General features: G+C 66.4%; 27 protein-coding genes. 12 read left to right on the forward strand and 15 right to left on the reverse strand.

What is annotated here, in order from left to right; all coding sequences use genetic code 11:
• Positions 1-146 precede the first annotated feature (146 nt).
• Positions 147-812, forward strand: a complete 666-nt coding sequence (locus ON44_RS08185) for a DUF8185 domain-containing protein (protein WP_040687589.1) — start codon at positions 147-149, stop codon at positions 810-812.
• Positions 813-1,094: 282 nt separating this feature from the next.
• Here ON44_RS08185 and ON44_RS08190 read toward each other — a convergent pair whose 3' ends face one another.
• Both ON44_RS08190 and ON44_RS08195 read right to left on the reverse strand, forming a co-directional pair.
• The gene (locus ON44_RS08190) at positions 1,095-1,415 is read right to left on the reverse strand and encodes an AzlD domain-containing protein (RefSeq protein ID WP_245567063.1); all 321 of its coding nucleotides are present in this window, start codon (positions 1,413-1,415) and stop codon (positions 1,095-1,097) included.
• Between the two features lie 58 nt (positions 1,416-1,473).
• On the reverse strand, positions 1,474-2,178 hold the full coding sequence (locus ON44_RS08195) for an AzlC family ABC transporter permease (protein ID WP_040687591.1): 705 nt from the start codon (positions 2,176-2,178) through the stop codon (positions 1,474-1,476).
• 123 nt (positions 2,179-2,301) lie between these two features.
• Here ON44_RS08195 and ON44_RS08200 point away from each other — a divergent pair, with 123 nt between their 5' ends.
• The gene (locus ON44_RS08200) at positions 2,302-2,862 is read left to right on the forward strand and encodes a helix-turn-helix domain-containing protein (RefSeq protein WP_040687593.1); all 561 of its coding nucleotides are present in this window, start codon (positions 2,302-2,304) and stop codon (positions 2,860-2,862) included.
• Between the two features lie 92 nt (positions 2,863-2,954).
• Here ON44_RS08200 and ON44_RS08205 read toward each other — a convergent pair whose 3' ends face one another.
• Positions 2,955-3,662: an HNH endonuclease gene (locus tag ON44_RS08205; protein WP_174415013.1), complete on the reverse strand. Its 708-nt coding sequence runs from the start codon at positions 3,660-3,662 to the stop codon at positions 2,955-2,957.
• Positions 3,663-3,851: 189 nt separating this feature from the next.
• Between ON44_RS08205 and ON44_RS08210 the strand changes: the two genes are divergently transcribed.
• The 4 genes from ON44_RS08210 (at position 3,852) to ON44_RS08225 (ending at position 6,930) form a co-directional block, all read left to right on the forward strand.
• Positions 3,852-4,256: a globin gene (locus tag ON44_RS08210; protein ID WP_040687594.1), complete on the forward strand. Its 405-nt coding sequence runs from the start codon at positions 3,852-3,854 to the stop codon at positions 4,254-4,256.
• 135 nt (positions 4,257-4,391) lie between these two features.
• Positions 4,392-5,996: a glycoside hydrolase family 13 protein gene (locus ON44_RS08215; protein ID WP_040687595.1), complete on the forward strand. Its 1,605-nt coding sequence runs from the start codon at positions 4,392-4,394 to the stop codon at positions 5,994-5,996.
• Positions 5,997-6,203: 207 nt separating this feature from the next.
• A complete protein-coding gene (ctaJ, locus tag ON44_RS08220; protein ID WP_040687596.1) occupies positions 6,204-6,479 on the forward strand; it encodes an aa3-type cytochrome oxidase subunit CtaJ in 276 nt (91 codons plus the stop codon).
• Positions 6,466-6,930, forward strand: a complete 465-nt coding sequence (locus ON44_RS08225; RefSeq protein ID WP_040687597.1) for a DUF5130 domain-containing protein — start codon at positions 6,466-6,468, stop codon at positions 6,928-6,930. The genes ctaJ and ON44_RS08225 overlap by 14 nt, the downstream gene beginning before the upstream one ends.
• Positions 6,931-6,984: 54 nt before the next feature.
• Here the strand turns inward: ON44_RS08225 and pepN are convergent, their stop codons facing one another.
• On the reverse strand, positions 6,985-9,567 hold the full coding sequence (gene pepN / locus ON44_RS08230) for an aminopeptidase N (RefSeq protein ID WP_040687599.1): 2,583 nt from the start codon (positions 9,565-9,567) through the stop codon (positions 6,985-6,987).
• Positions 9,568-9,706: 139 nt separating this feature from the next.
• Between pepN and ON44_RS08235 the strand changes: the two genes are divergently transcribed.
• Positions 9,707-10,543: a phosphoribosylaminoimidazolesuccinocarboxamide synthase gene (locus tag ON44_RS08235; protein ID WP_040687601.1), complete on the forward strand. Its 837-nt coding sequence runs from the start codon at positions 9,707-9,709 to the stop codon at positions 10,541-10,543.
• A gap of 22 nt (positions 10,544-10,565) precedes the next feature.
• On the opposite strand, the gene ON44_RS08240 is transcribed toward ON44_RS08235, so the two are convergent.
• The 4 genes from ON44_RS08240 to ON44_RS08255 all read right to left on the reverse strand — a co-directional run bounded on the left by ON44_RS08240 (position 10,566) and on the right by ON44_RS08255 (position 14,174).
• Complete coding sequence (locus tag ON44_RS08240; RefSeq protein WP_040687651.1) at positions 10,566-11,042, reverse strand: NUDIX hydrolase; 477 nt, start codon at positions 11,040-11,042, stop codon at positions 10,566-10,568.
• Between the two features lie 164 nt (positions 11,043-11,206).
• Complete coding sequence (locus ON44_RS08245) at positions 11,207-12,445, reverse strand: RNA polymerase sigma factor (protein WP_040687603.1); 1,239 nt, start codon at positions 12,443-12,445, stop codon at positions 11,207-11,209.
• Positions 12,446-12,454: 9 nt separating this feature from the next.
• Positions 12,455-12,853: a YciI family protein gene (locus ON44_RS08250; RefSeq protein WP_040687604.1), complete on the reverse strand. Its 399-nt coding sequence runs from the start codon at positions 12,851-12,853 to the stop codon at positions 12,455-12,457.
• Between the two features lie 97 nt (positions 12,854-12,950).
• Positions 12,951-14,174, reverse strand: a complete 1,224-nt coding sequence (locus tag ON44_RS08255; RefSeq protein WP_040687606.1) for an NAD(P)/FAD-dependent oxidoreductase — start codon at positions 14,172-14,174, stop codon at positions 12,951-12,953.
• Between the two features lie 163 nt (positions 14,175-14,337).
• On the opposite strand from ON44_RS08255, the gene ON44_RS08260 reads away from it, so the two are divergent.
• On the forward strand, positions 14,338-15,000 hold the full coding sequence (locus ON44_RS08260) for a mycothiol-dependent nitroreductase Rv2466c family protein (protein ID WP_051181738.1): 663 nt from the start codon (positions 14,338-14,340) through the stop codon (positions 14,998-15,000).
• An 8-nt stretch (positions 15,001-15,008) separates the two neighbouring features.
• Here the strand turns inward: ON44_RS08260 and ON44_RS08265 are convergent, their stop codons facing one another.
• The gene (locus tag ON44_RS08265; RefSeq protein ID WP_040687609.1) at positions 15,009-16,151 is read right to left on the reverse strand and encodes a M48 family metallopeptidase; all 1,143 of its coding nucleotides are present in this window, start codon (positions 16,149-16,151) and stop codon (positions 15,009-15,011) included.
• A 396-nt stretch (positions 16,152-16,547) separates the two neighbouring features.
• Here ON44_RS08265 and ON44_RS08275 point away from each other — a divergent pair, with 396 nt between their 5' ends.
• Both ON44_RS08275 and ON44_RS08280 read left to right on the forward strand, forming a co-directional pair.
• Positions 16,548-17,021: a ribose-5-phosphate isomerase gene (locus tag ON44_RS08275; protein WP_040687611.1), complete on the forward strand. Its 474-nt coding sequence runs from the start codon at positions 16,548-16,550 to the stop codon at positions 17,019-17,021.
• Between the two features lie 74 nt (positions 17,022-17,095).
• Positions 17,096-17,911: an Fpg/Nei family DNA glycosylase gene (locus ON44_RS08280; protein WP_040687654.1), complete on the forward strand. Its 816-nt coding sequence runs from the start codon at positions 17,096-17,098 to the stop codon at positions 17,909-17,911.
• A gap of 9 nt (positions 17,912-17,920) precedes the next feature.
• Here the strand turns inward: ON44_RS08280 and ON44_RS08285 are convergent, their stop codons facing one another.
• From ON44_RS08285 to ON44_RS08310, 6 genes are read right to left on the reverse strand one after another with little or no spacing between them, the layout of a single operon-like run.
• Positions 17,921-18,379, reverse strand: a complete 459-nt coding sequence (locus tag ON44_RS08285; protein ID WP_040687612.1) for a MaoC family dehydratase — start codon at positions 18,377-18,379, stop codon at positions 17,921-17,923.
• A gap of 27 nt (positions 18,380-18,406) precedes the next feature.
• A complete protein-coding gene (locus ON44_RS08290; RefSeq protein ID WP_040687613.1) occupies positions 18,407-19,915 on the reverse strand; it encodes an acyl-CoA synthetase in 1,509 nt (502 codons plus the stop codon).
• Positions 19,912-20,787 (reverse strand): amidohydrolase family protein, encoded by an 876-nt coding sequence (locus ON44_RS08295; RefSeq protein ID WP_174415009.1) that lies wholly within the window; start codon positions 20,785-20,787, stop codon positions 19,912-19,914. Before ON44_RS08295 ends, ON44_RS08290 begins: the two co-directional genes overlap by 4 nt.
• On the reverse strand, positions 20,784-21,707 hold the full coding sequence (locus ON44_RS08300; RefSeq protein WP_040687615.1) for an SDR family oxidoreductase: 924 nt from the start codon (positions 21,705-21,707) through the stop codon (positions 20,784-20,786). The genes ON44_RS08295 and ON44_RS08300 overlap by 4 nt, the downstream gene beginning before the upstream one ends.
• Positions 21,708-21,732: 25 nt before the next feature.
• Entirely contained in the window at positions 21,733-22,833 is a 1,101-nt protein-coding gene (locus tag ON44_RS08305) for an NAD(P)-dependent alcohol dehydrogenase (RefSeq protein ID WP_040687617.1), read from the reverse strand.
• A 19-nt stretch (positions 22,834-22,852) separates the two neighbouring features.
• Positions 22,853-24,307 carry an aldehyde dehydrogenase family protein gene (locus ON44_RS08310; RefSeq protein ID WP_040687618.1) on the reverse strand — a complete coding sequence of 485 codons (1,455 nt, stop codon included), beginning with the start codon at positions 24,305-24,307 and terminating at the stop codon, positions 22,853-22,855.
• 198 nt (positions 24,308-24,505) lie between these two features.
• Here ON44_RS08310 and ON44_RS08315 point away from each other — a divergent pair, with 198 nt between their 5' ends.
• Positions 24,506-24,964, forward strand: a complete 459-nt coding sequence (locus tag ON44_RS08315) for a MarR family winged helix-turn-helix transcriptional regulator (protein WP_218007536.1) — start codon at positions 24,506-24,508, stop codon at positions 24,962-24,964.
• A 12-nt stretch (positions 24,965-24,976) separates the two neighbouring features.
• The gene (locus ON44_RS08320) at positions 24,977-25,720 is read left to right on the forward strand and encodes an IclR family transcriptional regulator (RefSeq protein ID WP_040687620.1); all 744 of its coding nucleotides are present in this window, start codon (positions 24,977-24,979) and stop codon (positions 25,718-25,720) included.
• Positions 25,721-25,729: the final 9 nt, after the last annotated feature.

The following is a 25,729-nucleotide window of genomic DNA, read 5'->3' on the forward strand; positions in this document are numbered from 1 at the left end:
TCGGTCGTCGAACTGTGGATTCGGAATCGACGGTCGTGTGGTGATGGCTGAATCCGGCTGTACAGCGGTCGTGCCGGGGCGAGGGCTGACCACGCTCGCCGTGTGGCGGCCGGATCCGGCTGCGATGTGGTGATGTGGGAGCACTGATGTCGGGACAGCGCGTTCTGGATGTTGCCGATCCGGCTGAGCGGGAGAATCTGGCGACCTTCTTGAGCCGAGCCGTTCGGCTGGACCCCGCGGCGGTGGTGCGTCTGCGCCGTCGCGGGGAACGGTACGTATCCGCTTGGGTGGCAACGGGTTTCGAGGCACTCGCGGTACGCACCGTGGTCGCCGAGCTCGGTGTCGACGATGTCACCGTCGGCGCCGATCTGGTGTTGGCCGGTCTGCCGTCCGCTAGTCCGATCGACCTCGGCTACTCGATGGATTCGGCATGGCGCGGTGCGCTGCCGCCGGATGTGGGCTTCGAACACGTCGACGATGTGCCCGCGCGCACTCTCGTCGAACTCGCCGAACAGGGCGCGGCACTGGCCAAGGAACACGGCAGCAATCACGGCCCGCCCGCCTCCCTGCTCGACCAGACGGTGCTCACCGTCTCCGCGGGTCTCGCCCAGGTGCAGGTCCCGATGCGGGTCGTATTCGCCCTCACCGCAATGGATTTCATCCCGCACTCCGGTGACAAGGCCGACTCGCGCCGCATCGCACCCGCCGAAATCGTCCGAGTCCGCGCCACCAAGACGTGGCTCCGCATCGACGCCCGCTACGGTTCCGTCGCCCGGCGTCGCGGCGGCGGCATCCCGCTGACTCCCCGCTGACCCCGACCGCAGCCGTCGGTGCCGGTCGTGGGAAGTCCGGCGCCCCTGTCGGGATTCGTACCGTCGGCACCGAAACGGGTTGGGTCCCGAGAGAGGGTGCGGCTGATCGCATTCGGCATTTGCCGGTGGTGGTCCCGGACCAGGCAGTGCTATCCCGCTCACCCGCTTGGGATTCGGGATCCTGTTGGATGGATGGTCCTGAAAGACGTGTCTGCGCACCCTTTGTCGTAAATGCGCACCCTGTGTACCGGGTGTGCACCCGCGACCAGCAGTGTGGCGGGGTCAGGTGACGCCGACCAGGCGCAGCAGGGCGGTCGTACCCGCCGCGGCCAGGATGACCACCAGCATCGGCTGGTTGCGCCACGCCAGCAGGCCACCGACCAAAACCCCTGCGGGTAAGGCGAATCCGAGGTGGCCGGTGCCCGTGGGCACCGTGGTGATGGCGACCATCGCAGCGAGCAGGACGACCGCGCCGATCTCCAGCAGTTCGGTTGCTCGCTCTGGGAAGCGGATGCGGTTGCGCAGCGCCGGGCCCGATGAACGGAAGGCATATGTTCCGGCCGAGAGTGCGGACATGGCCACCAGCAGGATCGGGGTATTCACGTCTGCGCCTCCACGGTCCTCGGTTCGGCCGGATGTGCTCCGCCGACGAATCGCTTGCTCATGCCGCCTGCGTCTCTCCAGGCTCGGCCTTGCTGTCGCCTTTCCTCGAGATAGCGAAGAACAGTCCCGAAAGCGCAACCAGCACAGGCATTCCCGCGGGTAGAAACGGCGCACTCGCCACGGCCGCACTCGCCCCGATCAGAGCCGCGCGCAGCGTGCCGCGGGCTCGCAAGGCGGGCATGATCAGCGATAACAGCACCGCCGGGAACACCGCGTCCAACCCGATCGCACCGGTATCGGGCACCACCGTGCCGATCAGCGCACCGACCGCCGCACCACCCGGCCAAGCGATGAGCACACCCAACCCGCTCACCCAATATGCGGCCCGCCGACGCGCTACATCGGGCTGGGCGAGTGCCAGCGCGACGGATTCGTCGTTCATCACGTGTACGCCGATGCGCCGCCGCCATCCGGTGCCGACCACATCGGGCACCGACAGTCCGTACGGCAGATGCCTGGCATTGACCAGCAGTCCAGCCAGCACCGCCGCGATCGGGCTGCCACCGGCGGCCATGATTCCGATGAACAGGAACTCCGCGCCGCCCGCGAGCACCACGACCCCGAGCACGATCGGTACCCACAGTGGAAAACCGGAGGTGACAGCGGTCGCACCGTAGGAAACACCGATCAGCCCGACCGCGAGCAGTACCGCCGCGATTCCGGAGAGTGTGTCCCGATCGAGTGTTCGCCATATCGAACGCATGTTGCTTATAGTGAACATGGCGGGACGATTCGTCAATATGGTTCTCTGTTGGGCGGTCAGCTGTACTCACCGACTCCGGCCGGCTCCGCCGGCCTGCCATTCACCTAGTCGACGGGAGCGGAAATGGAGCAGAGTCCGACGACGCCACAGGCGGTGATCGCCGCTGCCCTGCGCCGCGAGCGCACCCGCGCCGGGCTATCGCTCACCGAGGTCGCCAACCGTGCGGGTGTGGCGAAATCCACACTGTCCCAACTGGAATCCGGCACCGGCAATCCGAGCCTGGAGACCTTGTGGGCGCTGTGCGTCGCCCTGGATATGCCCTTCTCGCGGCTGCTCGACCCGCCGCGGCCCACCGTGCACGTCATCCGCGCGGGGGAGGGGCCGGTGGTCGCCGCCGCCGAGTCCGAGTACCGCGCAACGCTGCTGGCGGCCGGTCCGGCCAACTCCCGCCGCGATCTGTTCCGCATCACGTCCGAACCCGGTCATGCGCGCAAATCGGAGCCGCATATCCCGGGCGTGGTCGAGCACGTGCTCCTCGCCAGCGGACGCGCGCTCGTCGGCCCGATCGACGCACCGGTCGAACTGACACCCGGCGACTACATCGCCTACCCCGGTGACGCACCGCACATTTTCGAGGCCCTCGAACGCGACACCTGGGCAACGCTGGTCGTCGAATACACGTGATTCCCGGTCGGCTCGTCCGAATCCCTCCGGTCGCGCCATATCTCGCCCAGGCCATGCGAAAGCCACTCGGGGCCCGCGCATACCTCGAAGCTTCAGGCCGCGCCTTCACCGAGATACTGCAACCACACCGGATCCAGCTCCGCAGTGGTCGACAGCAGTCGCCAATGCGGCCCCTTCGGCGAAACCAGCGGCGAACGCAACGTCCACCCCAGCTCGCTGAGCAGCTTGTCGGCCTTGCGGTGATTGCACGGCGCGCAGCTGGCGACGCAGTTCTCCCAGGAATGTTCACCGCCGCGGCTGCGCGGGATGACGTGGTCGATGGTCTCCGCCTTCCCACCGCAATAGCCGCAGCGGTAGCGGTCGCGATGCATGAGGGCGGCACGGGTCATCGGTACGCGCGCGCGATAAGGCACGTGCACATAGCTGCGCAGCCGGATGACGGACGGAATCGTGACGGCGGATTCGGCGGAATGCACCACCGAACCCTCGGGGTCGTGGTGGACGGTATCGGCTTTATCGCAGATGAGAAGTACGACGGCGCGGCGCGCGGACAGTGCGGTGAGCGGCTCGTAGGTGGCATTCAGAAGCAGCACCCGGCGCTTCAACCAGTTGGCGGCCTCGGTCTGGACGGGCGTGAGGTGTGCGATGTGGTGAGCAGGCTCACCGGTGCGATGGGCACCCGGATGGTGGTCGGACAAGATGTGCAGCGGAGTAGCCCCCGACCCACGATTGTGGACGTCGGCGGGCTGGAGTTGTCGGTGCGTCCTGGCCTCATGTGATCGGCCGTGCCGCTGCTTCATGGTGACCCCGGTTTCGTTGTTTTCAAGATCATGTGGTATCTCGGCAGAGACTGCCACCCAGTTGACCATGGAACGCCTGCTATTGCACGGTGATTTCGCACAATGTCGGATGAACTGTGGTTGAAGGGCCGCCCGTTCGTAACGCGGGCACAATGGACGGCGGCACATTGCCCCGATCGAGAGGACCTGATGAGTTCCGGCGAGCAGACAGCCACGTCGTTCTACGAGGCGATCGGTGGGGCGGAGACGTTCCAGCGGATCGTCGCGGCGTTCTATCGCGAGGTGGCGGCCGATGAGGTGCTGCGCCCGCTGTATCCGGAGCAGGACCTCGGACCGGCCGAGCGGCGCCTGCGCATGTTCCTGGAGCAGTACTGGGGCGGGCCGCGCACCTACTCCGACGAACGCGGGCACCCGCGGCTGCGGATGCGGCATATGCCGTTCAAAATCGGTCCGGTGGAGCGCGACGCGTGGCTGCGCTGCATGCACATCGGCGTGGCGGAAATCGAACCGGAAATTCTGGACGATGAACATCGCAAGGCATTGCTCGACTATTTGGAGATGGCGGCAAATTCGCTGATGAATGCGGCTTGGTGAGATCATTTCGTCCGGTTCCCGGGTCAGCGCCAGGGTTTCGGGCTCGGGTTATGCAACGCTGAAAATTTGCCGGATGTCGTAGAACACAGTTGAGCCTGGGCGAATTTACCGAAAATCTTTGGCACTATTGCGGATGTGACTGATACACCTGCCGTACCGGCGTCGGTGGATCGCACCGCCCAACCTTGGTGGCGGTCGGCCGTGTTCTACCAGGTCTATCCGAGATCCTTCGCGGACTCCGACGGTGACGGGATCGGCGATCTCGGTGGAGTTCGCGAGAAGCTCGGCTACCTCGAACTACTCGGGGTGGACGCGCTGTGGATCTGTCCGGTGATGCGTTCGCCGATGGCCGACGGCGGCTACGACGTCGCCGATCCGCGCGATATCGACGCGCTGTTCGGCGGTATGGCGGCGATGGACGAGTTGATCGCCGAGGCGCACGACCGCAATCTCAAGGTCACCATGGACCTGGTGCCGAACCACACCAGTGATCAGCATCCGTGGTTCGCCGCGGCGCTGGCCGCCGCACCCGGCAGCCATGAACGCGAGCGCTACATCTTCCGCGACGGCCGCGGTCCCGACGGCGCCACGCCGCCGAACAACTGGCCGAGCATCTTCGGCGGACCCGCCTGGACCCGAATCACCGAGGCCGACGGCACCCCCGGTCAGTGGTACCTGCACATCTTCGCGCGTGAGCAACCCGATCTGAACTGGCAGAATCCCGAGGTCGCCGCCGATTTCGAGCAGACGCTGCGGTTCTGGCTCGACCGCGGAGTCGACGGCTTCCGCCTCGATGTCGCGCACGGCATGGCGAAACCGGACGGCCTGCCCGATATGGTGCGCGTCGAGACCAGGATGCTCGTGCACGACGACAGCGATCCGCGCTTCAACAATCCCGATGTGCACGAGATCCACCGCCGCATCCGCAAGGTGCTGGACGAGTATCCGAACGCGGTCTCGATCGGCGAGGTGTGGGTCGACGACAACACCCGATTCGGCGAGTACGTCCGACCGGACGAACTGCACCTGGCCTTCAATTTCCGTCTCGCCGAGACGGAATTCGCCGCCGATCCGGTGCGGGCCGCCATCGACAATTCGCTCGCGGCCGTCGCGCCGGTGGGTGCCTCGCCCACCTGGACCCTGTCCAACCACGACATCGAGCGCGAGGTCACCCGCTATGGCGGCGGTCCGGTCGGGGTGGCGCGGGCTCGCGCGATGATCATGGTGGAGTTGGCGCTGCCCGGTGCCGTCTTCATCTACAACGGCGCCGAACTCGGACTGCCGAATGTGGACGATCTGCCCGAGGCGGTGCTGCAGGATCCGGTCTGGGAACGCTCAGGACATACCGAGCGCGGACGCGACGGCTGCCGGGTGCCGATTCCATGGGAGGGCTCGGCGCCGCCGTTCGGCTTCACCACGGCCGAGCAGTCCTGGCTGCCGATACCGCCGGAATGGGCGTCGTCCTCGGTCGAGGCGCAGTTGGAGGCGTTGGGCTCCACACTGTCGCTGTACCGCTTGGCGATCGAATTACGTGGTGTCCGGCCGGAATTCGCGGGTCCGCGGATCGAGTGGTACGGCAGTCCGTCGGGTTGCCTGGCCTTCCGGAGACCGGGTGGACTGGTCTGCGTGCTGAACGCATCCCCCGTGCCGATCTCCCTGCCGCCGGGCGATGTACTGCTCGTCAGCGCCCCACCGGTGAACGGACAGTTGCCCGCGAATGCCGCCGCCTGGCTGGTGTGAGCGAGCGCCCCGAATCACAGCGCGCATCGCGCAGGACGGAGCCGACCGCCGGCGAGGCGCAGTCGTGAGCGGACAACACGAGTTCGACCAGAGCGCGAACTACTACAGAGGATCGTCTACCTTTGATCCTGTGAGTGAGCGAAGCGAGCGAACCATGAGCCAGCGCGCTATGCGCATGACGGAGCCGAGCGTCAGCGAGGCGCAGGCATGAGCATTCTCGAGACAGTGCTGATCTTCCTCGGCATCCCGCTGGTGATCTACGGCGCGATCGCCGGATTGTCGTTTCTCGGCAAGCCACTGCCCGGCGAGAAGCCGGTCCACTTCGATCTCGGTCAGAAGTGGACCCAGCCTCCCGTGCTGTGGAGTGCTACCGACGAGGTGACCGGATCGGGTCACCACGCTGAGTCGTCGCATGGGCACCATGTGGCAATCGAATCCACCGACGTGGAGCTGATCGGAGGCCGGGCAAGTGGCAAGTTCTAATTGGCCGGCGGTAGTCGAATCCGAACTGCCGCACGGTTCGGTGGTCACCAGCAGCGGCCGCGTCTCGGGTGTGCACGAGGCCGGCGCGGTGTTCAAGGAAGCCCCGTTCAGCGATGACGAGCGGCTCGCCATGGACAACGTGCTCACCGAGGCGACCCGCGCGACCAAGGTGCGCTTCAACATCTACATCGGCGATCTCGGCGCGGATCCGGCCACCGGTGCGGACGCGGTCTTCCCCGCGACCCCCGAGGCCGCGCATTCGGTGCTCATCGCGGTTTCGCCCAATGACAAGGCCATCGAGGTGCGCTCCGGCCACGAGGTCGCCGATCGCGCCAACGACCGCGTCTGCCAGCTCGGCGTCACCGCCGCACTGAGCTCGTTCCGGCAGGGCCAGCTCATCGACGGCCTGATCTCCGCGGTTCGCGTGATGGCCGCCGCCATCGGTCGCTGATCGTTCCACATCCGGCGCGTTCACCTCGGTTGAGGTGAACGCGCCGTTTGTGTTTCAGTCCTGGGCGTCGAAGGTGCGGGCGCGCAGTGAGCGTTCGATGCCCGCCTTGCCCTCGCTCACCAAACGGCGCAGCGCGGACGGATGGTCATCGGCGAGGAACTTGTCCGCCGTCGCGACGGCTTCCTCGCTGATCGCCCACGCCGGATAGAGCCCGATGACCACGGTCTGCGCGACCTCGCTGGAGCGGCGCTCCCAGACGTCGGGGACCTCGGCGAAATAGCGCTCCACGTACGGCGTCAGCAGCTCACCCTGGCCATTGGGCGCGAAGCCGCCGACGATCGAGCGGGCGGTGATATTCGGGACCGAATCGTCGGACATCACCGTCGTCCAGGCCTGCTCCTTCACCTCGGCGATCGGACGGGCCGTCGCCGCGGCCGCGGCGTGCCGCTTACCCGCCGCGGTCGGATCGTTGGACAACTCCGTATCGATCGTGGGGGTGGCGAGCCCTTCGGTGTCGATCTCACCGGCGGCGGCGAGTGCGGTGACCAGTCGCCAGCGCAGATCGGTGTCGACGATCAGACCCGGGAGACCGACCTTCGCCGGATCGCCGTCGAGCAGTTCACGCAGCACCTCGGTGTGCCAATCCGACAGCTTGGCGGCGGTGAGTGCGTTGACGAAGGCGAGTTGGTGGTCCGAACCCGCCTCGGCCTCGCGGGCGAGTTCCAGCAGGCGGTTGGCGTATTCGGGCCAGCCGGTGGTGGTGGCCCATTCCGGATCGGCGTAGCTGCCGATCGCGGTGTTGGCCTGCATCAGGAGTCGTTGCACCACACCGATTTCGGATTCGGCGCCGATGCCGCGCTGAACCAGGGCGACGAAATCGCGGGCCCGGAATTCGGCCTGCCTGGTCATCTCCCAGGCGGCCGACCAGGCCAGCGTGCGGGGGAGCGGTTCGGCGATATCGGCGATGCGGTTGACCAGCACGTCGAGCGAATCGGCATCCAGGCGCACCGAGCAGTAGGTGAGGTCGTCATCGTTGACCAGCACGAACTTGCCGCGTGGCACGCCGGCCAACTCTGGTACGTCGGTGCGCTCGGCGGCATCGAGATCGAGCTCGACACGCTTGGTGCGCACCAGCTTGCCGTCCTGGTCGTCGTAGACGCCGACGGCGAGGCGATGGACGCGACGTTCGCCCGCACCGGGTGCCGCACCCTCCTGCACCACGGCGAACGAGGTGAAATTGCCCTCGGCGTCGACCTCGAAATCCGGCCGGAGGATATTCAAGCCGGTGGTCTTGAGCCACTGCGCGCCCCAGCCGGACAGATCACGGCCCGAGGCCTGTTCCAGCGCCGACAGCAGATCGTCGAAAGTGGCGTTGCCGTAGGCGTGTTCGGTGAAGTAGGCGCGCAGACCCGCGAGGAACGGCTCCAGACCGACATACGCGACGAGCTGCTTGAGCACGGAAGCGCCCTTGGCATAGGTGATTCCGTCGAAGTTGACCTCGACCGCATGCAGGTCCGGGATATCCGCGGCAATGGGGTGAGTGGAGGGCAGCTGGTCCTGCCGGTAGGCCCAGGACTTCTCCACATTGGCGAAAGTGGTCCAGGCACTTGTGTATTCGGTCGCCTCGGACTGGCACAGCACCGAGGCGAAGGTCGCGAACGATTCGTTCAACCACAGGTCGTCCCACCACTTCATGGTGACCAGATCGCCGAACCACATATGCGCCATCTCGTGCAGTACGGTCTCGGCGCGCCGCTCGTAGGAGGCACGGGTCACCTTGGACCGGAAGACGTAGTCCTCCAGGAAGGTAACGGCACCGGCGTTCTCCATCGCGCCCGCATTGAACTCCGGGACGAACAGCTGGTCGTACTTGCCGAAGGCGTACGGCACACCGAAGTTGTTGTGGTAGAAGCCGAAGCCCTGCTTGGTCTCGGTGAAGAGGCGCTCGGCGTCCATATGTTCGGCGAGCGAGGAGCGGCAGTAGATGCCGAGCGGGATGGTGCCGTGATCGTCGGTGTAGGCGTCGGTCCATTCCGCGTACGGGCCCGCGATGAGTGCGACCAGATAGGTGCTCATCCTCGGGGTGGTGCGGAACAGGTGCTTACCGGGATCGGCGATGAGCGTATCGACCGCGGCGGCGTTGGAGATGACCTTCCAGCTCGGTGCGGCGGTGACGCTGATATCGAAGCTGGCCTTGAGATCCGGCTGATCGAAGCAGGCGAACATGCGTTTGGCATCGGCGGTTTCGAATTGCGAGTACAGGTAGACCGCGTCATCGGTGGGGTCGACGAACCGGTGCAGGCCCTCACCGGTATTGGAGTATTCGCAGTCGGCCTCGACGACGAGTTCGTTGCGCTCGGCCAGACCGGTGAGGGTGATGCCCTTGGCTTCGTCGTAGTCGGCGACGTCGATCGACGTGCCGTTGAGCACGGCGGAGCGGACCCCGCGGGCGACGATATCGATGAACGTGCTCGCGCCCGCGGTCGCGGTGAAAGTGACCGTGCTGCGGGAGAAGAAGGTCTGCTCGCCCGGCTGCCCTGCCCCATCGGTCAGGTCGAGCTCGATGCGATAGTTCTCGACCTGCACTGTCGAGGCGCGTTCGATCGCCTGGTCGCGAGTCAGGTTCGGTGCGGACATTGGACTCCTTCGTGGTTCGAAGAACATGTACGGGCGGCCCCCCGGCGGGCACAGCACTCACCACAATGCCACCTCGGTAAGGTTGCCCGCGCGGGACTTTTTCCCAATGAACCCTATCGACCAGGATCGGAGCTGCGACGTGAAGCACATCCACGCCGGAAAGGTGCGCGACCTCTACGAGGACGGCGACACCCTGCTGCTGGTGGCGTCGGACCGGGTATCGGTCTACGACGTGGTGCTGCCGACGCCGATCCCGGATAAGGGCGCACTGCTGACCCAGCTGTCCAACTGGTGGTTCGAATACTTCACCGAGGTGCCCAACCATGTGGTCTCCGCGACCGATGTGCCCGCGGAATTCGCCGGTCGCGGCATCCGGGTCAAGCCGCTGAAGATGGTGCAGGTCGAATGCATCGCGCGCGGCTATCTGACCGGGTCGGGGCTGAAGGAATACGAGCGCACCGGGACGGTTTCCGGCGTCGCGCTGCCGCGCGGTCTGCGCGATGGCGACATACTGCCCGAGCCGATCTTCACCCCGACCAGTAAGGCCTCCGAGGGCCACGACGAGCCCATCACCTTCGCGGATGTGGTGAATCAGGAGGGCCGCGAGGTCGCCGAGCAACTACGCGACCTGACTCTCCGGATCTACACCCGGGGTGCCGCGCACGCCGCCGTGCGCGGCGTCATCGTCGCCGACACCAAGGTCGAATTCGGTTGGGACGGAGACATTCTCACCCTCGGCGACGAAGTACTGACCTCCGACTCCTCCCGCTTCTGGCCCGGCGCCGAATGGGAACCCGGCCGCCCCCAACGCTCCTTCGACAAACAGTTCGTCCGCGACTGGTCCACCTCCACGGGCTGGAACAAGGAGTATCCGGGGCCGGAGATCCCCGCCGAGATCGTCGATGCCACCCGGCAGAAGTACATGGAGGCATACGAACTCATCACTGGGCAGACCTGGAGTAGCACTCCCCGCTGATCTGTTCGCCGGGCAGGACCGGTCAGGCGAGGTGTTCGGCCAGCCGGTCGAGGTAGGGCCGCTGGCCCGCACCGAGTTTGTCGTGCGCGGTGGTGAGGTCGAACCACTCGGCGCGGTCGATTTCCGGGAAGGTGGCGAGGCGGCCGGATTTGGGCGGCCATTCCATTTCGAAGGTGCCGGGGACAACGGCGGATGGGTCCAGATCGCCCTCGACAGCCCAGACGGTGAGGTTCTTGGTGGTTTTGCCACTGCCGTAGCGAACCTCGCCCAACGGCACCCGCTCGCCCTCGGGCACCGGCAGCCCGAGTTCCTCGAGGAACTCACGCGCCGCGGCCACCTCGGCGCTCTCGTGCTCCGGCTCGTACTCACCCTTCGGAATCGACCACGCCCCCGCATCCTTCCGCGCCCAGAACGGCCCACCCATATGCCCGATCAGCACCTCGGTAGCACCGGCGGTCCGACGGAACAACAGAATCCCAGCACTGAATTTGCCTGCCACACCGAGCAGTCTGCCGCCTGCCGCCGCCTGGGTGCGCACAAGACACGGCCGATCCGCGAGGGCGCGGGATTTCGTCAGAGCGCTGAGGCCGCGGTTCAGCGGCAGCCGGTGCCACTGATCGCGATGTCGATGTGGGTGTCGGAACCGTATGTGCGGCAAGTGATTCACGACTTCGATGAGAAGCGGTCCGGTTGGTGGCGGAGGTGGGCGGCGCGGAGGGTGAGGTAGTCGCGTTCGGGGAGGCTGGTGGTGTGGTTGGCGGCGTGGGTGTAGCAGGTTATGGCTGCAGGGAAGTCGCCTGCCATCTCGTGTAGGTGGCCGCGGACAGCGTCGAGGCGGTGGTTGTCTGCCAGTTGGTCTTCGAGGGTGTCGGCGAGTTCGAGCCCGGCGGCCGGGCCGTGCACCATCGCGGTGGCGACGGCGCGGTTGAGGGTGACCATCGGGTTCTTCGAGATGCGCTCGATCATGTTGTACAGGGCCAGGATTCGACGCCAGTCGGTGTCCTCGGCACGCAGCGCCTGCGCGTGCAGTACGGCGATCGCGGCCTGGATCTGGTAGGGGCCGGTGAGGCCCGAGGTGAGTGTGCTGGTCGTCAAGGTGATGCCCTCGGTGATCAGCTCGCGATCCCACAGTGCGCGGTTCTGTTCGGCGAGCGGAATCAATTCACCGTGCGCTCCGGTGCGGGCGGCGCGCCGGGAGTCGGTGAGCAACATGAGCGCGAGCAGCCCGGTTACTTCGGTGTCGTCGGGGAGCAGTCGATGGATCGACCTGGTCAGGCGGATCGCCTCGTTCGAGAGGTCGGTCCGCTGTAGGTCGGGTCCCGCGGTGCTGGTGTGTCCCTCGTTGAAGATCAGGTACAGCACATGCAGTACCGCACCGAGCCGCTCATGCCATTGCGCATCACCGGGCCGGGCGAACGGGCGGTCGAGGGTGGACAGTTTCTTCTTCGTACGCGTAATCCGTTGCGCCATGGTCGCTTCCGGCAGCAGGAAGGCATTGGCGATCTCCGCCGTGCCGAGCCCGCCGACCGCACGCAATGTCAGCGCGATGGCACTCGCGGACGACAGCGCCGGATGGCAGCAGAGGAAGAACATCGCGAGCGTATCGTCACGATCGACGGCCTCGGCATCGGGCACATCGCGCTCGAAAACCGTTGTCTCTCTACGTCGCCGGGCCACTTCGGCGCGCACCACATCGGCCATCCGCCGCTGCGCGACCTGGATCAACCACGCTCGCGGATTATCCGGTAGCCCATCGTCGGGCCATTGGGTCGCCGCCGCGAGCATCGCCTCCTGTAGCGCGTCCTCGGCGGTGTCGAAATCACCGAATCGGCGTACCAGCGTGCCGAGGACCTGTGGCGCGAGTTCGCGCAACAGGTCCTCGATGGGCAGTGCTCCGTGCATGGACAACTATTACTCGGTTGCCGGGGCACCCATCACCGCGCGCACCTCGATGTACTCGCCGATCGGCTTGCCGCCCGGCCCCGGGCCCGCCGACGCCTGGGCGGCGATCTCCAGCGCACGCTCCGGACTTTCCACATCGACAAGCCAATATCCGGCCAGGAACTCCTTGGTCTCCGGGAACGGTCCATCGGTGACAACCGGTGACGATCGTCCGTCCGAACTGACCAGTCGTGCCTCGTCCGGCCCGGCCAGGCCCTGCGCGTCGACCAGTTCACCGGTTTTGGCCAGCTCCGCGCCGAGCGCCCGCTGGAAATCGATATGCGCCTTGATCTCCTCCGGCGTCCACTCGGTGATCGGAACGTCGCAGTTGGCGGCGGGCCCATAGGTCTTGAGCAGCATGTACTTCATTTCCGGTCTCCTAGCCTGCGGTGCGCCCCGGCGGCGCACTCGTGATGCGGTCGGAGCTGGGTGCGCCGATCCGACGCATCCTCGATAGTGATCTGCATCACAGTGGCGTGGAGGTATCGGCGAGCCGTTCCGGATCGACCTGCCGGCCGATCAACTCCTTGATCCGGTCGGTCACATCCCAGATGTTCACATTCATCCCCGCCAGCACCCGGTTCTCGGCATCGAGCCAGAACGCGACGAACTCGCGCTTTCCCACATCACCGCGCACGACCACCTGCGCGTACTCACCGGTCGCGGCATATCCGGTGTACTCCATGCCCAGGTCGTATTGGTCGGTGAAGAAGTACGGAAGGCGTTCGTAGGAAGCCGACTTGCCGAGCATGGTCTGCGCCGCGACGGCGGGCTGATTGAGCGCATTCGCCCAGTGCTCCACCCGAATTCGACGCCCGAGCACCGGATGCTGCGCGTCGGCGATATCGCCGACCGCCACGATGTCCGGGTCACTGGTGGCCAGGCTCGCGTCGACGAGTACGCCGCCGTCGGTCGCCAGTCCCGCGTTGGCGGCCAGTTCGATATTCGGCCGCGCGCCGATCGCGACGAGTACCGCATCGCCCTCGATCACGGTGCCGTCGGTGAGTCGGACACCGGTCGCCAGATCCGCCTCCCCCTGATGAGTGGTGATCGCCTCGACCTGTGCACCGAATCGCAGGTCGACGCCGTGGTCGCGGTGCAGATCCGCGAAGACCCGACCCATCTCGGGTCCGAGCGCCGCCAGCAGCGGCAGTTCCGCGGATTCGACAATGGTGACCTCGACCTGGGCGGCGCGCGCGGCCGAGGCGACCTCGAGCCCGATCCAGCCCGCCCCGATGATGACCAGTCGCCGGGCCGAGCCGAACAGCTCGATCAGAGCGTCGGAATCGCCGATGGTGCGCAGCGTGTACACCTCGCGCGCATCCATGCCCGGAATCGGCAGGCGGCGCGGTGTCGAGCCGGTCGCGAGTGCGAGCTTGTCGTAGCCGAGTGTCGAACCATCCGGCAGCGTCACGGTTTTCGCGCTCGGATCGATCGCGCCGACTTCGGTGCCGAGCCGGACGTCGATATGGTGATCGCGATACCACTGGCCCGGATCGACGGTGAATTCCTCGAGCGATTTCTTACCGACCAGATGTTCCTTGGACAGCGGCGGTCGCTCATAGGGCAGGTAATCCTCGGCGCTGATCAGCGTCACGGTTCCGGCGAAATCGTTGTCGCGCAGTGCTTCCGCCGTTTTGGCCGCGGCCAGCCCGCCGCCGACGATGACGAAATGCTGATCAGAGGTCATTACGGACTCCTTTTCGGGAGGGAACCGGACGCCTGCGTGTCACCCTACTGGGACCCCGGGCCGCCTTTTCGGAAAATCGGGCGTCCGGTCCGGGAACGAATCGCGCGCCCGCGTGGTTGGCCACGGATAGTGGCGCGGCGAATCCGCGCGTTACGAGCGTGCGATGGAGAGGAACAGGTCTGTGAGCGAGACGACCGCCAAGAACGTTGCCGATTTCTGGTTCGACCCGCTGTGCCCCTGGTGTTGGATCACCTCCCGCTGGATTCTCGAGGTCGAGCAGGTCCGCGATATCGAGGCGCGTTTCCACGTGATGAGCCTGTCGGTGCTGAACGAGGGCAAGGAGGGACTGCCGCCGCAGTACGAGGAGCTGCTCGCCACCGGCTGGGGTCCGGTCCGGGTCGCCATCGCCGCCGCCCAGGAGCACGGTGACAAGGTGCTCTCTCCGCTCTACACCGCGATGGGCACCCGCATCCACAACCGTCGCGAGGAATACACGCGCGACTCGCGCAAGGAAACCCTCGCCGCGGTGATCGCGGATTCGCTCGCCGAGGTGGGCCTGCCCGCCGAACTCGCCGCGGCCGCCGAGAGCGCCGAATTCGACGAGGCGCTGCGCAAGAGCCATCACGAAGGCATGGACAAGGTCGGCCCGGATGTCGGCACCCCGACCATCCATATCAACGGCAATGCCTTCTTCGGTCCGGTGCTGTCGCGGATTCCGCGTGGCGAGGAGGCCGGGAAGCTGTGGGACGCGGCGGTCACGCTGGCCGACTACCCGCACTTCTTCGAGCTGAAGCGGACCAGGACCGAGGATCCGTCCTTCGACTGACCGCGGACCTACGGCACGGGTTTCGGCGGCAACGCCGGAACCTCGCCGTAGCTGCTCGGGTACGGACCGGCCGATGGCGTACCAGTCGGTCGGTTCGGTCGCCAGAACAGCTTGCCGTGCCTGCTGCGGTCGCGCAGGGCCCACATCCGCCAGGTCAGCACCGGATGCGAGGACATGGCATTGCTGATCCAGACGAAGAAGCCCTTCTCGACCGCGGCCCGATCGGCCATCTCATCGAAGCCGACCAACTTGTTCAGGTACTTGCCCGCGGCGAGGGTGCCCATGGCGCCGGGTGCGCCGACGTGCCGGTTGCAGTAGCCGTGGTTGTCGGCGGTGTACTCCTGGGACCGGATCAGCGAGCTGCCGATGATGGGCAGCGACGGTGCCACGAACATGCCGAGCTGACGCCAGTACGAGGTATGCCCGGCCGCGATATGTCCGACCTCGTGACCGATGATGAAGGCGAGAGCCTCGGGTTCGCGTGCGGCGCCGCCGATTTCGAACAGGTCGCTGTAGACCGCGACATAGCGCCGGAACCCGTGACCGGAGGCGAAGGCATTGATCTGGCCGTTGCCGAGCACGACGTATGCGTCCGGCACTTTGGCCAGCCCGAATCGGGCCGCCGCCTCGACCACCAGCTGATAGCCCTCCGGAAACTGGGTCGGCGACATCTTGACGCCGTTGACCCGCATGGCCGCGTATCCCATACCGCGCAGGAACCACACCACGATCGGTGCGAAGACCAGGATGATCAGGTAGATATTCGGCTGCTTCCCATCCAGCACGAGATCGATGCACACCGCCACCGCGATCAGCATCGCGAACGTGGTGATCACACAGACGACGACCAGCAGCGGAATCTCCCACGGGTGCCGTGCGGGCATGCCGTACGGGGACAGGCCGCGCGGCTGCCGCTGCGGGGGCGTACCGGGCGGGACCGGAGCCACACCGTATCCGTACGGCGCGGGCCCGTAGTGGGGTGTGGGGAATCCGGGGTACGGCGCGGCGGGGTATTGCGGCGACGATGGGTACTGCGGCGAAGTGTTCGGTGTGCCGGTCGCGTCCTGAGCCTGCGCCCATCCGCCGAGAGCGGGATAGGGATCGGCGGGTCCGCCCGGCTGCTGGGGCGGCTGGGAGTCGTGCGGCTGCATGCGAAGAACTCTATTCATTTGCTGGGGACGAGGTTCGGGCTGTTGCCGTGCGGTCGGCAACCGGTGGCCGCGAACACCGCTGACATACCTGTCGATTCGCCGTGGCGGCCAGTGGTGTTAATGCTGGGCCCGATGGTGCGATATCCGCACGGACGCCGCATCGTTTCGACTCAATGGTTCGGCGCCACGATCACCGGGTCGGGCAGGCACAGGCTGGCCGAGCGGGTCGTCGGCACCGGTCCTTTACCGGCGGTGAACTTCTGCCACCAACGATCGCGTTGCGGGCCCGTTGCCACGAGGGAGCACAATCCCGAATCGATGGTGTCGCCAGGTGCACCATGACAGCGGTACCGCCCACCGCGCGGCACGCGAAACACGCCTGACACAATCGCAGCCATGCGCGTATACCTGGGTGCCGACCATGCTGGTTTCGAACTGAAGAATCACGTCAAGGCCCATCTGGAGCAGGCGGGCCACGAGGTCGTCGACTGCGGCGCCCTCGAATACGACGCACTCGACGACTACCCCGCCTTCTGCATCGAGGCGGCGCGCCGGACCGTCGCCGATCCGGGCAGCCTCGGGCTGGTCTTCGGCGGCAGCGGCAATGGCGAGCAGATCGCGGCGAACAAGGTGCCCGGTGCCCGCTGCGCCCTGGCCTGGAGCGTGGAGACCGCCCAGCTGGCCCGTGAGCACAACAATGCCCAGCTGATCGGCATCGGCGGCCGCATGCACTCCACCGAGGAGGCGCTGGCGATCGTGGACGCGTTCGTCTCGACCAAATGGTCCGAGGAGCCGCGCCACCAGCGCCGCATCGATATCCTGGCCGATTACGAGAAGACCGGTGTGGCCCCGGCCGTTCCGGCCTACTGAGCGCGTAATCCGTCGTCCCGCAATGCGACCCGGGTGCATCGGGTCGCATCGGCGACGGAACAGGGAGGATGTCCGTGCCTGAGGGGCATACGCTGCATCGGCTCGCACGGCTGCACCAGCGACGCTTTGCCGGGGGAGTGGTGCGCGTCTCCAGTCCGCAGGGCAAGTTCGCCTCCGGTGCCGCGCGCATCGACGGACAGGCGCTGACGCGAGCCGAGGCGTGGGGCAAACACCTTCTGCACCACTACGAGTCGGGTCTGGTGGTACATGTACATCTCGGGTTGTACGGGGTGTTCACCGAGGTGCCGCTGCCGATGGGTGAGCCGGTCGGACAGGTACGGATGCGGATCGTCGGTGACGCGTCGGCCGATGATCGCCTGTACGGCACCGATTTGCGCGGCCCGACCGCCTGCGAGGTGTACACCCACGCCGAGGTGACGGCGCTGACCGAGCGACTCGGCCCGGATCCGCTGCGCCGTGGCGCCGATCCCGAACGGGCCTGGCGGCGAATTCATCGCTCGCGCAGGCCGATCGGCGCACTGCTGATGGATCAGCAGGTGCTCGCGGGTGTCGGAAATGTGTATCGCGCGGAACTGTTATTCCGGCACGGCATTTCGCCACACCGACCGGGCACCGCGCTCACTGCCGACGAGTGGGACGCGATGTGGACCGATCTGGTCGCGCTGATGCGGGTGGGCGTGCGGGTCGGCAAGATGGTCGTCGTCCGCCCCGAACACGACCACGGCGAACCGTCCTACGCGGCCGACCGCCCACGCACCTACGTCTACCGCCGCCCCGGCGCACCCTGCCGCCTCTGCGGCACCCCCGTCGCGCACAGTGTGCTGGAGGGCCGAAATCTCTTCTGGTGCCCCACCTGTCAGGTCAGCTGAACCTCAGCGCTACCGGAAGTAGCGGTGCACCATCTGGGCGATGCATACCGGTTTGTCGGCGCCTTCGCGTTCCATGACGGCATCGACGGTGACTTGGACCGCGCCGTCGCCGAGGTCGGTGGCGTCGGCGAGGGTGGCGGTGAGGCGGACCTTGGAGCCGGCGGGGACGGGGGCTGGGAAGCGGACCTTGTTGAGGCCGTAATTGATTGCCATGCCACGGTTTTCGATGACGAGGATTTCCGACCAGAGTGGGATGAGTAGCGACAGGGTCAGGTAGCCGTGGGCGATGGTACCGCCGAAGGGGCCGGTCTTCGCGCGTTCGACATCGACATGGATCCACTGCTCGTCGTGGGTGGCCTCGGCGAACATGTCGATATCGCGCTGCGGGATCTCGAGCCAGTCGCTGGTGCCGAGGTCGGTGCCGATCAGGTCGAGTAGGTCGGTGGGTTTGTCGACGGTGGTCGCCATGTGGTGCGCTCCTTCGGTTGTTGTGGATTACGGTGTCAGCCCGCGCATTTGGCGAGCGTCGTCGCGGAGCAGCAGGCGCTGGAGCTTGCCGAGGGCGTTGCGGGGCAACTGCTCGCGGAAGACGTAGTACTTCGGGATCTTGTATCGGGCGAGATTTGCTTCGAGATGGGTGCGAATCGCGTCTTCGTCGATGTCGTGACCGGCGCGGACGACGATGAACGCCAATCCGACCTCACCCCAGCGCTCGTCCGGCACGGCGACCACCGCGCAGTCGCCGACGCCGTCCAGGCGACAGATGGCCGCCTCGACCTCGACGGGGTAGATGTTCTCGCCACCGGAGATGATCATGTCTTTGACGCGGTCGACGATGTGCGCCCAGCCGTCATCGTCGATGCGGACGATATCGCCGGTGCGGAACCAGCCGTCGATGAACGCCTGTTCGGTGGCATCGGGTCGATTCCAGTATCCGGCAAAGACGTTGGGGCCCTTGACGAGTAGTTCGCCCTGTCCGGGTCCCTCGATGATCTCGCCGGTCGGGGTGAGCAACGCGACATCGGTGAAGAAGTGCGGAACACCCGCGGATACCGGATGTGCGTCGGCACCGTGGCGCAGCGCCATGAGCACGCCGGGTGCCGCCTCGGTCATACCGTAGCCCTGTAGGGCCTGGATGCCGCGGGCCAGCCACGCCTTGGCCACGTGTTCGAGGACCGGGGACCCGCCGAAGGCGACGCAGCGGACACTCGACAGATCGGTGGTCTCCCACTCGGGCGCCTCGCACAGCATTTTCAGCATGGTCGGGGCGAGCGGGAAAGCTGTGGCCCGTTGGCGCTCGATGGTGGCGAGGAACTCGCTGGGATCGAATTTAGGTATGACAACGACTGTTCCGCCCGCGTAGAGGGTCGGCAGTGTGATCTGGCCCAGGCCGAGTACGTGGAACAGCGGCGCGGAACACAGGCTGACATCGTCGCGGCCGAGACTGAAGTGGGCGAACTGGTTGAGGGTGTTCCAGACGATATTGCCGTGGGTGAGCACGGCGCCCTTGGGGCGGCCGGTGGTGCCGGAGGTGTAGAGGATCAATGCGGGGTCGTCGAGTCCGACCGCGTGGGCGGGCGGTGTTCGGCCCGTGTGTTCGGCAATCGTGTTCTCGTACTCCTCGCCCAGCTGCAGCAGGTGCGGAGTGGCGGAGCTTCGTGCGAGCGCATCGGTGTCGGCACCGGTGACGAACACCGCTGGGTCGGCATCGTCGAGCAGACCGGCGATCTCCGCAGCCGCCAGCCGGGTGTTGAGTGCGACGAAGATGGCACCGAGATGCATTGTGGCGAAAAGAGTTTCGAAGGTCGCTATATCATTGTGCCCCAGGTAGGCGACCCGGTCGCCCGGCACTACGCCGAAGTCGGCGAGTGCCGCGGCGAGGGCGTCCACGCGATCGGCGAGGGTGGCGTAGTCGACGCGGCGGTCCTGTTGGATCAAAGCGATGGCATCGGGCTCCATCCGGGCCCGCCGACGCGGCCACGAGCCGATTCCCTGATCCATCATGTCGTCCTCAACCCCAATGCGGTGATGGCGTTTTCACGCAGGATCAGGGGCCGGACCTCGTCCTTGATATCGAGTTGCTCGAAGTCCTTCATCCACCGATCGGGGGATATGAGCGGAAAGTCGGAGCCGAACAACACCTTTCGTTTGAGCAGGCTGTTGGCGTACTTGACCAGTTGCGGCGGAAAGTATTTCGGCGACCACCCGGAAAGATCGATATAGACGTTGGGTTTGTGGGTGGCCACGGCCAGCGCTTCGTCCTGCCAGGGAAACGACGGGTGCGCGATGATGATCGTCAGATCCGGAAAGTCGACCGCCACATCGTCGAGCAGCATGGGGTTGGAGTACTTGAGCCGGATGCCGCCGCCACCGGGGAGTCCCGATCCGATTCCGGTCTGACCGGAGTGGAACAGGGCAGGCACCCCGAGTTCGCTGATGGTCTCGTAGAGCGGGTAGGCGGCATGATCGTCGGGCCGGAAAGCCTGCACGCTCGGATGGAATTTGAAGCCGCGGACCCCGTGCTCGACGACCAGCCGCCGGGCTTCGGCCAGTCCTGCCTTTCCTCTGGCCGGATCGATGCTGGCGAACGGGATGAGGACGTCGCTGTGCGCGGCGGCCGCGGTGGCGATGTCTTCATTGCTGATCCGCCGGTGGCCGAGTGCGGCTTCGGCGTCGACGGTGAATACGACCGCGGCCATGCGGCGTTCCCGGTAGTAGGCGGCCATCTCGTCGATGGTCGGCGGGCCGGATTCGGCGCCGAAGTAGGCGTCGGCACCTGCCCGGAGCTGGTCCGGTAGCGAATAGTGGCCGCAGCCATCGGTTTCGGCGTGCGTGTGCACGTCGATCGCGACGAGTTGGTCCAGGTCCAGACTCATGACAGCTGCTGCGCGGTGGTCGGGATCTTGGGCAGCGGGATGCCGTAGGTTTCGAGCTGCTCACCGATCGAGGAGTCGAACGCCTCGGCGATCGCGTCGGCGGTCCAGCCGCCGTCGAGGAAGGCGCTGCGGATTTCGCTCGGATGCGACCAGAGCGACAACCGGTCGCCGCCGATCCCGATGCATTGGCCCGTGATCTCGGCGGACGCGTCGGAGGCCAGGAAAACCACCAGCCCGGCGACATCCTCCGGGGTGCCGAACGACGCCGCGCGGCGCACCACCGAGGGGATCGGCTCACCATTCTTCATTCCCTCGACATAAGGGGCGAGGAAGGGAATGGTCTCGGTCATCGCGGTCGCCGCGTTGGGGATGATCGCATTGACCGTGACTCCGGCCTTCGCACATTCCATCGCCCACGTGCGCGCCATCGCCGCGATACCGGCTTTGGCTGCCGCATAGTTGGTTTGGCCGAAATTGCCACGCTGCCCGGCGGGGGATCCGGCGAGCACGACCCGCCCGCCGTGACCGGCCTGACGGAAGTGTTTGACCGCTTCCCGAACGCAGGTGAAGGTGCCGCGCAGATGGACGTGGATGACGGCGTCGAAGTCGTCGTCGGACATATTCCACAGCACCTTGTCGCGCAGGATGCCCGCATTGGTCACCATCGCATCCAGTCGCCCGAACGCGTCGACGGCCGCCGCGACCAGTGTCTGCGCGGCCTCGGTGGTGCCGACGGCGACCGGTACCGCGAGTGCCCGACCGCCGGTTTCGGCGATTTCGGCGGCGGCCTTCTCGGCGCGGTCGGCGGCCACGTCGTTGACCACGACGGCCGCGCCGGCGGCGGCCAAAGCCTTGGCGTAGGCGAGGCCGAGACCCTGGCCGCTGCCGGTGACTATGGCGACTTTGCCGGTGAGATCCATATGCAATGTTCCTTTCGAAGGGGGGTCAGAAGATGAGGACGGGTTTGATCGCCTTGCCCGAGGTCATATCCGCAACGGCCTGCCCGATATCGTCGAATGGGTACCGGGTGATCAGCTTGTCGATCGGGAGCCGCCCGTTGCGCACCAGCGACACCAAAGCCGGTATGGCGGTGCGGGTTTCGTTATCGCCCAGGGTGAGTCCGACGACCTTGCGGCCCGGCAGCATGGCGTTGACGTCGAGCGCCACCTCGGCGCCGAACGGTGGTGCGCCGACGATGACCAGCGTGCCGCGCGCGGCGAGGACATCCGCGCCGGTGCGCAGCACGGCGGTACTGCCGGTGGTTTCCACGACGGCGTCGGCGCCACCGGTGATTTCGGCGATCGCGGTGGCGACATCGGCCGTCGTCGCATCGATGATGTGCGTGGCGCCGAGTTCCCGGGCCAGTTCGAGACGTTCGGCGATCTTGTCGACGGCGATGATCGTCGTGGCCGGTGACAGGGTGGCCGCCATAATCGCGGACAATCCGACCGCACCGGCGCCGAGTACGACAACGCTCGAGCCCGGGCGGGGCTGTACGACATTCCAGATCGCGCCGACACCGGTCTGGACTCCGCACCCGAGCGGGGCAATCGATTCCAGTGGCACATCGGGGTCGACGACGATCATGCTGCGCTCGTCGACGAGCGCGAGTCGACTGAACGACGACTGCCCGAAGAAGTGCCCGCCCATGGGTGCGTTGTCGCGGGTGATGGTGTGGCTGTCATCGGCTCGCGCACCGCCGATCAGGTTGAGCGGCAACCAGGTCGCGCAATAGGCCGGGTGGCCGTCGCGACAATTCGTGCACGCTCCGCACGAGGTGAACGACAGCAATACGTGATCACCGGGTACGACACCGGTGACTTCGGATCCGACGCGTTCGACGATGCCCGCGCCTTCGTGACCGAGGACGCCGGGAAGTGGGAACGGCAGTCCGCCACTGGCGACGCCCAGGTCGGTGTGGCAGACGCCGGCCGCGACCATGCGCACGATCGCCTCGTGCGGTCGCGGTTCATCGAGTTCGATCGCGGAGAGGGTGAACGGCGCACCGCCGGATTCGACGACGGCTGCCCAGGTGGTGGTGGTCATGCTAGGTGTCCTTGCGGATTCAATCGAGTGCGATGACAACGGATTTGACCTTGGTGTAGGACGCGAGGGCCTCGGGTCCGTATTCACGTCCGAAGCCGGAGTCCTTGACACCGCCGAACGGCATGGCCGGGTCGAGCATCGCCCAGTCGTTGACCCACACGATTCCGGCCTGCAATTTGTCGGCGACGCGGTGTGCGCGGGCGAGATCGGTGGTGTGCAGGCCGGACGCGAGTCCGTAGCGCGTGCCGTTGGCCAGCGCGATCGCTTCGTCCTCGGTGTCGAAGGCCTGCACCGTGAGCACCGGTCCGAAGATCTCCTCCTGCACCACGCGGGAGTCGTCGGCGAGGTCCGCGATCACGGTTGGCTGGTAGTAATAGCCGCCGTCGAGATCCAGGCGTTCACCACCGCACACCACCCGGCCGCCCTCCCGGCGGGCCAGCGCGACATACTCTTCGACCTTCGCGACGTGCCGTTCCGCGGCCATCGGTCCTACCACGGTCGCCGGATCGCGAGGGTCGCCGACGCGTACGCCTGCGACGGCCTCGGCGAGGATGCCGACGACGGTCTCGTAGAGCGGCCGAGCGACCAGCAGCCGTGGACCGCCCATGCAGAACTGCCCGGTATTGAAAACGAAACCCTTGATGATCGCGCCGATGGCCTTCTCGACGTCGGCGTCGGCGAATACGATCTGCGCGGCATTGCCGCCGAGTTCCATGGTCACCGGCTTCAACGCCGCACCGGCCGCACTCGCTGCGCGCCGGCCGATCTCGGTGGATCCGGTGAACGCGATCTTGTCCACGCCCGGATGCTCTAACAGCGCCGCACCCACCACCGGCCCGGAGCCGGTGACGACGTTGACCACACCCGCAGGCACGCCGGCCCGTTCGAACAGCGTCGCCATGAACAGGGCGCTGAGCGGCGTTTCTTCGGCGGGCTTGTGGACGATGACATTGCCCGCGGCGAGCGCGGGCGCGATCTTGGAGGTCGACAGGATCAGCGGAAAATTGAACGGCGTGATGGCGGCGACCACACCCAGTGGATCGCGGCGGGTATAGGCGAACGCGGGTAGCGGCGTGCGGCGAGTAGCACCGTCGATGGTCTGCGCGAGCGCGGCACAGTACTCGTACTGTTCGATGGTGGTCGAGACGTCCACCGATCGGCACAGGGTGACCGGCTTCCCGACGTCGAGACTCTCCAGCCGGACGAGCTCGTCGGCGTTCTCGCGCACCAGCTCGGCAACTCGGAGCAGGATGCGGGCGCGTTCCCGGCCGCTGCGGCCGCCCCATTCGGCACCGGTGAATGCCGCGCGTGCGGCGGCGACCGCGTCGTCGACGTCGGTGCGGTCGGCCTCGGCGACGGTGCCGATGACCCGACCGGTCGACGGGTCCACCACATCGCTGCGGCTCCCCGATGCGGGGTTCCGCCATTTGCCGTCGATGTACAGCTGTCCGTCGATGTTGTCGTTCGTGCTCATGCTGCCTGGGTCCCGTCCCGACGATTCCGGCCGCTCGGCCGAGATGCGCCTGCTCTCATCAACAGGAAACCTGATGGTTTTAGTGATGTCAGCCACTATTCGCTACTGACAGGATTCCTGTCAATGGTCTATTCTCGATTTCGCCGAACACCCCGGTTCGGCGACCGCGACGACGCAGAAGTGAGGAGAGTGCCGCTGGTGACGATCTCGGAGGCGAAGCCGACCGCAAGCCGGCTGCCGGGCAGTCAGACCTCGCTGCTGTACGCGGTGAAAAGGGTCGAGCTGGCGGTTCGGGCGCGCCTGGACGAGCTGCTGCGTCCGGTCGGGATCACCACATTGCAGTACACCGCGCTGACCGTGCTGGAGCGGCACGACGGCTTACCGGCAGCGCAGCTGGCGCGGGATTCGTTCGTCACGGCACAGTCCGTCGCCGATGTGGTCCGCGCTCTGGAGAGTCGCGGACTCATTGCGCGCGAACGCAACTCACGCAACCGGCGCGAGCTGCTGATCCATCTCACCGAGGCGGGGCGGCGGTTGCTTGCCGATGTCGCCGCCGAGGTCGACGCGGTGGAACAGCAGATGATCAGCGGTATGACGGCCGAGCAGGCCGATGATTTCCGCTCGGCGCTGGTCCGGGCCTGGCATGCGCTGTCCTGACGGGCTTCGGCGATGACCCAGTCGTCGGTGCTGGCCCGCGCACTGGTTCTGCTGGAGGCGTTCGACAACGCCCACCCGGTGTTGAAGCTGTCGGAGTTGGCCGAGCGCACCGGTCTTCCGCAGACAACGGTCTATCGCCACGTTGTCGATCTCGTGCAATGGGGTGCGCTGGATCGGGCCGTCAGCGGCGGGTATCAGATCGGTTTGCGCATGGTGGAGATCGCCTCCTACTGCCCGCGTGCCAGGCCGATCCGTGATGTCGCGCTGCCATTCATGGAAGACCTTTACGAGGCGACGCACCAGAACGTGCAGCTGGCGGTCCGCGACGGCACCGAAGTGGTCTATGTCGAATTCCTCGCAGGCCGCGACGCCGTATTCGTGCGCACCCGAGTGGGTGCACGCTGGCCGATGCACGCAACCGGCGTCGGGCTGGCCATCCTGGCCTACGCTCCCGCCGAGATCGTGGACAAGGTCGCCGACCGGCCGCTGGCGGTATTCACTACGAAGACGATCAGCACGCCCGAGGTGCTGCGGCGGGCACTGGCCGAGGTGCGCCGCACCGGTGTCGCGATCAGCGACGGACAGGTGACCCTCGACGGATATTCCGTCGCCGCACCGATTTTCGGTTCGGATGGTCAGGTCGCGGCGGCGCTGTCGATTGTCGTACCGGCAGGCGATTCCCGCCGGGCCATGTGGGCTCCGGCGGTGCGCACCGCGGCTCACGGCATCACCAGGCAGTTGGGTGGCGGGCGCTGACTTCCGTTC

The sequence above is a fragment of the Nocardia vinacea NBRC 16497 genome, assembly GCF_000308835.1.
GTDB lineage: Bacteria > Actinomycetota > Actinomycetes > Mycobacteriales > Mycobacteriaceae > Nocardia > Nocardia vinacea.

Excerpts from the sequence above, each read along its gene's own strand:
- ON44_RS08185 (WP_040687589.1), top strand. The coding sequence starts at position 147 with ATGTCGGGACAGCGCGTTCTGGATGTTGCCGATCCGGCTGAGCGGGAG.
- ON44_RS08195 (WP_040687591.1), bottom strand. The coding sequence starts at position 2,178 with ATGCGTTCGATATGGCGAACACTCGATCGGGACACACTCTCCGGAATC.
- ON44_RS08200 (WP_040687593.1), top strand. The coding sequence starts at position 2,302 with ATGGAGCAGAGTCCGACGACGCCACAGGCGGTGATCGCCGCTGCCCTG.
- ON44_RS08205 (WP_174415013.1), bottom strand. The coding sequence starts at position 3,662 with ATGAAGCAGCGGCACGGCCGATCACATGAGGCCAGGACGCACCGACAA.
- ON44_RS08210 (WP_040687594.1), top strand. The coding sequence starts at position 3,852 with ATGAGTTCCGGCGAGCAGACAGCCACGTCGTTCTACGAGGCGATCGGT.
- ctaJ (WP_040687596.1), top strand. The coding sequence starts at position 6,204 with ATGAGCATTCTCGAGACAGTGCTGATCTTCCTCGGCATCCCGCTGGTG.
- pepN (WP_040687599.1), bottom strand. The coding sequence starts at position 9,567 with ATGTCCGCACCGAACCTGACTCGCGACCAGGCGATCGAACGCGCCTCG.
- ON44_RS08245 (WP_040687603.1), bottom strand. The coding sequence starts at position 12,445 with ATGCACGGAGCACTGCCCATCGAGGACCTGTTGCGCGAACTCGCGCCA.
- ON44_RS08250 (WP_040687604.1), bottom strand. The coding sequence starts at position 12,853 with ATGAAGTACATGCTGCTCAAGACCTATGGGCCCGCCGCCAACTGCGAC.
- ON44_RS08255 (WP_040687606.1), bottom strand. The coding sequence starts at position 14,174 with ATGACCTCTGATCAGCATTTCGTCATCGTCGGCGGCGGGCTGGCCGCG.
- ON44_RS08260 (WP_051181738.1), top strand. The coding sequence starts at position 14,338 with ATGGAGAGGAACAGGTCTGTGAGCGAGACGACCGCCAAGAACGTTGCC.
- ON44_RS08265 (WP_040687609.1), bottom strand. The coding sequence starts at position 16,151 with ATGCAGCCGCACGACTCCCAGCCGCCCCAGCAGCCGGGCGGACCCGCC.
- ON44_RS08275 (WP_040687611.1), top strand. The coding sequence starts at position 16,548 with ATGCGCGTATACCTGGGTGCCGACCATGCTGGTTTCGAACTGAAGAAT.
- ON44_RS08285 (WP_040687612.1), bottom strand. The coding sequence starts at position 18,379 with ATGGCGACCACCGTCGACAAACCCACCGACCTACTCGACCTGATCGGC.
- ON44_RS08290 (WP_040687613.1), bottom strand. The coding sequence starts at position 19,915 with ATGATGGATCAGGGAATCGGCTCGTGGCCGCGTCGGCGGGCCCGGATG.
- ON44_RS08295 (WP_174415009.1), bottom strand. The coding sequence starts at position 20,787 with ATGAGTCTGGACCTGGACCAACTCGTCGCGATCGACGTGCACACGCAC.
- ON44_RS08300 (WP_040687615.1), bottom strand. The coding sequence starts at position 21,707 with ATGGATCTCACCGGCAAAGTCGCCATAGTCACCGGCAGCGGCCAGGGT.
- ON44_RS08305 (WP_040687617.1), bottom strand. The coding sequence starts at position 22,833 with ATGACCACCACCACCTGGGCAGCCGTCGTCGAATCCGGCGGTGCGCCG.
- ON44_RS08310 (WP_040687618.1), bottom strand. The coding sequence starts at position 24,307 with ATGAGCACGAACGACAACATCGACGGACAGCTGTACATCGACGGCAAA.
- ON44_RS08320 (WP_040687620.1), top strand. The coding sequence starts at position 24,977 with ATGACCCAGTCGTCGGTGCTGGCCCGCGCACTGGTTCTGCTGGAGGCG.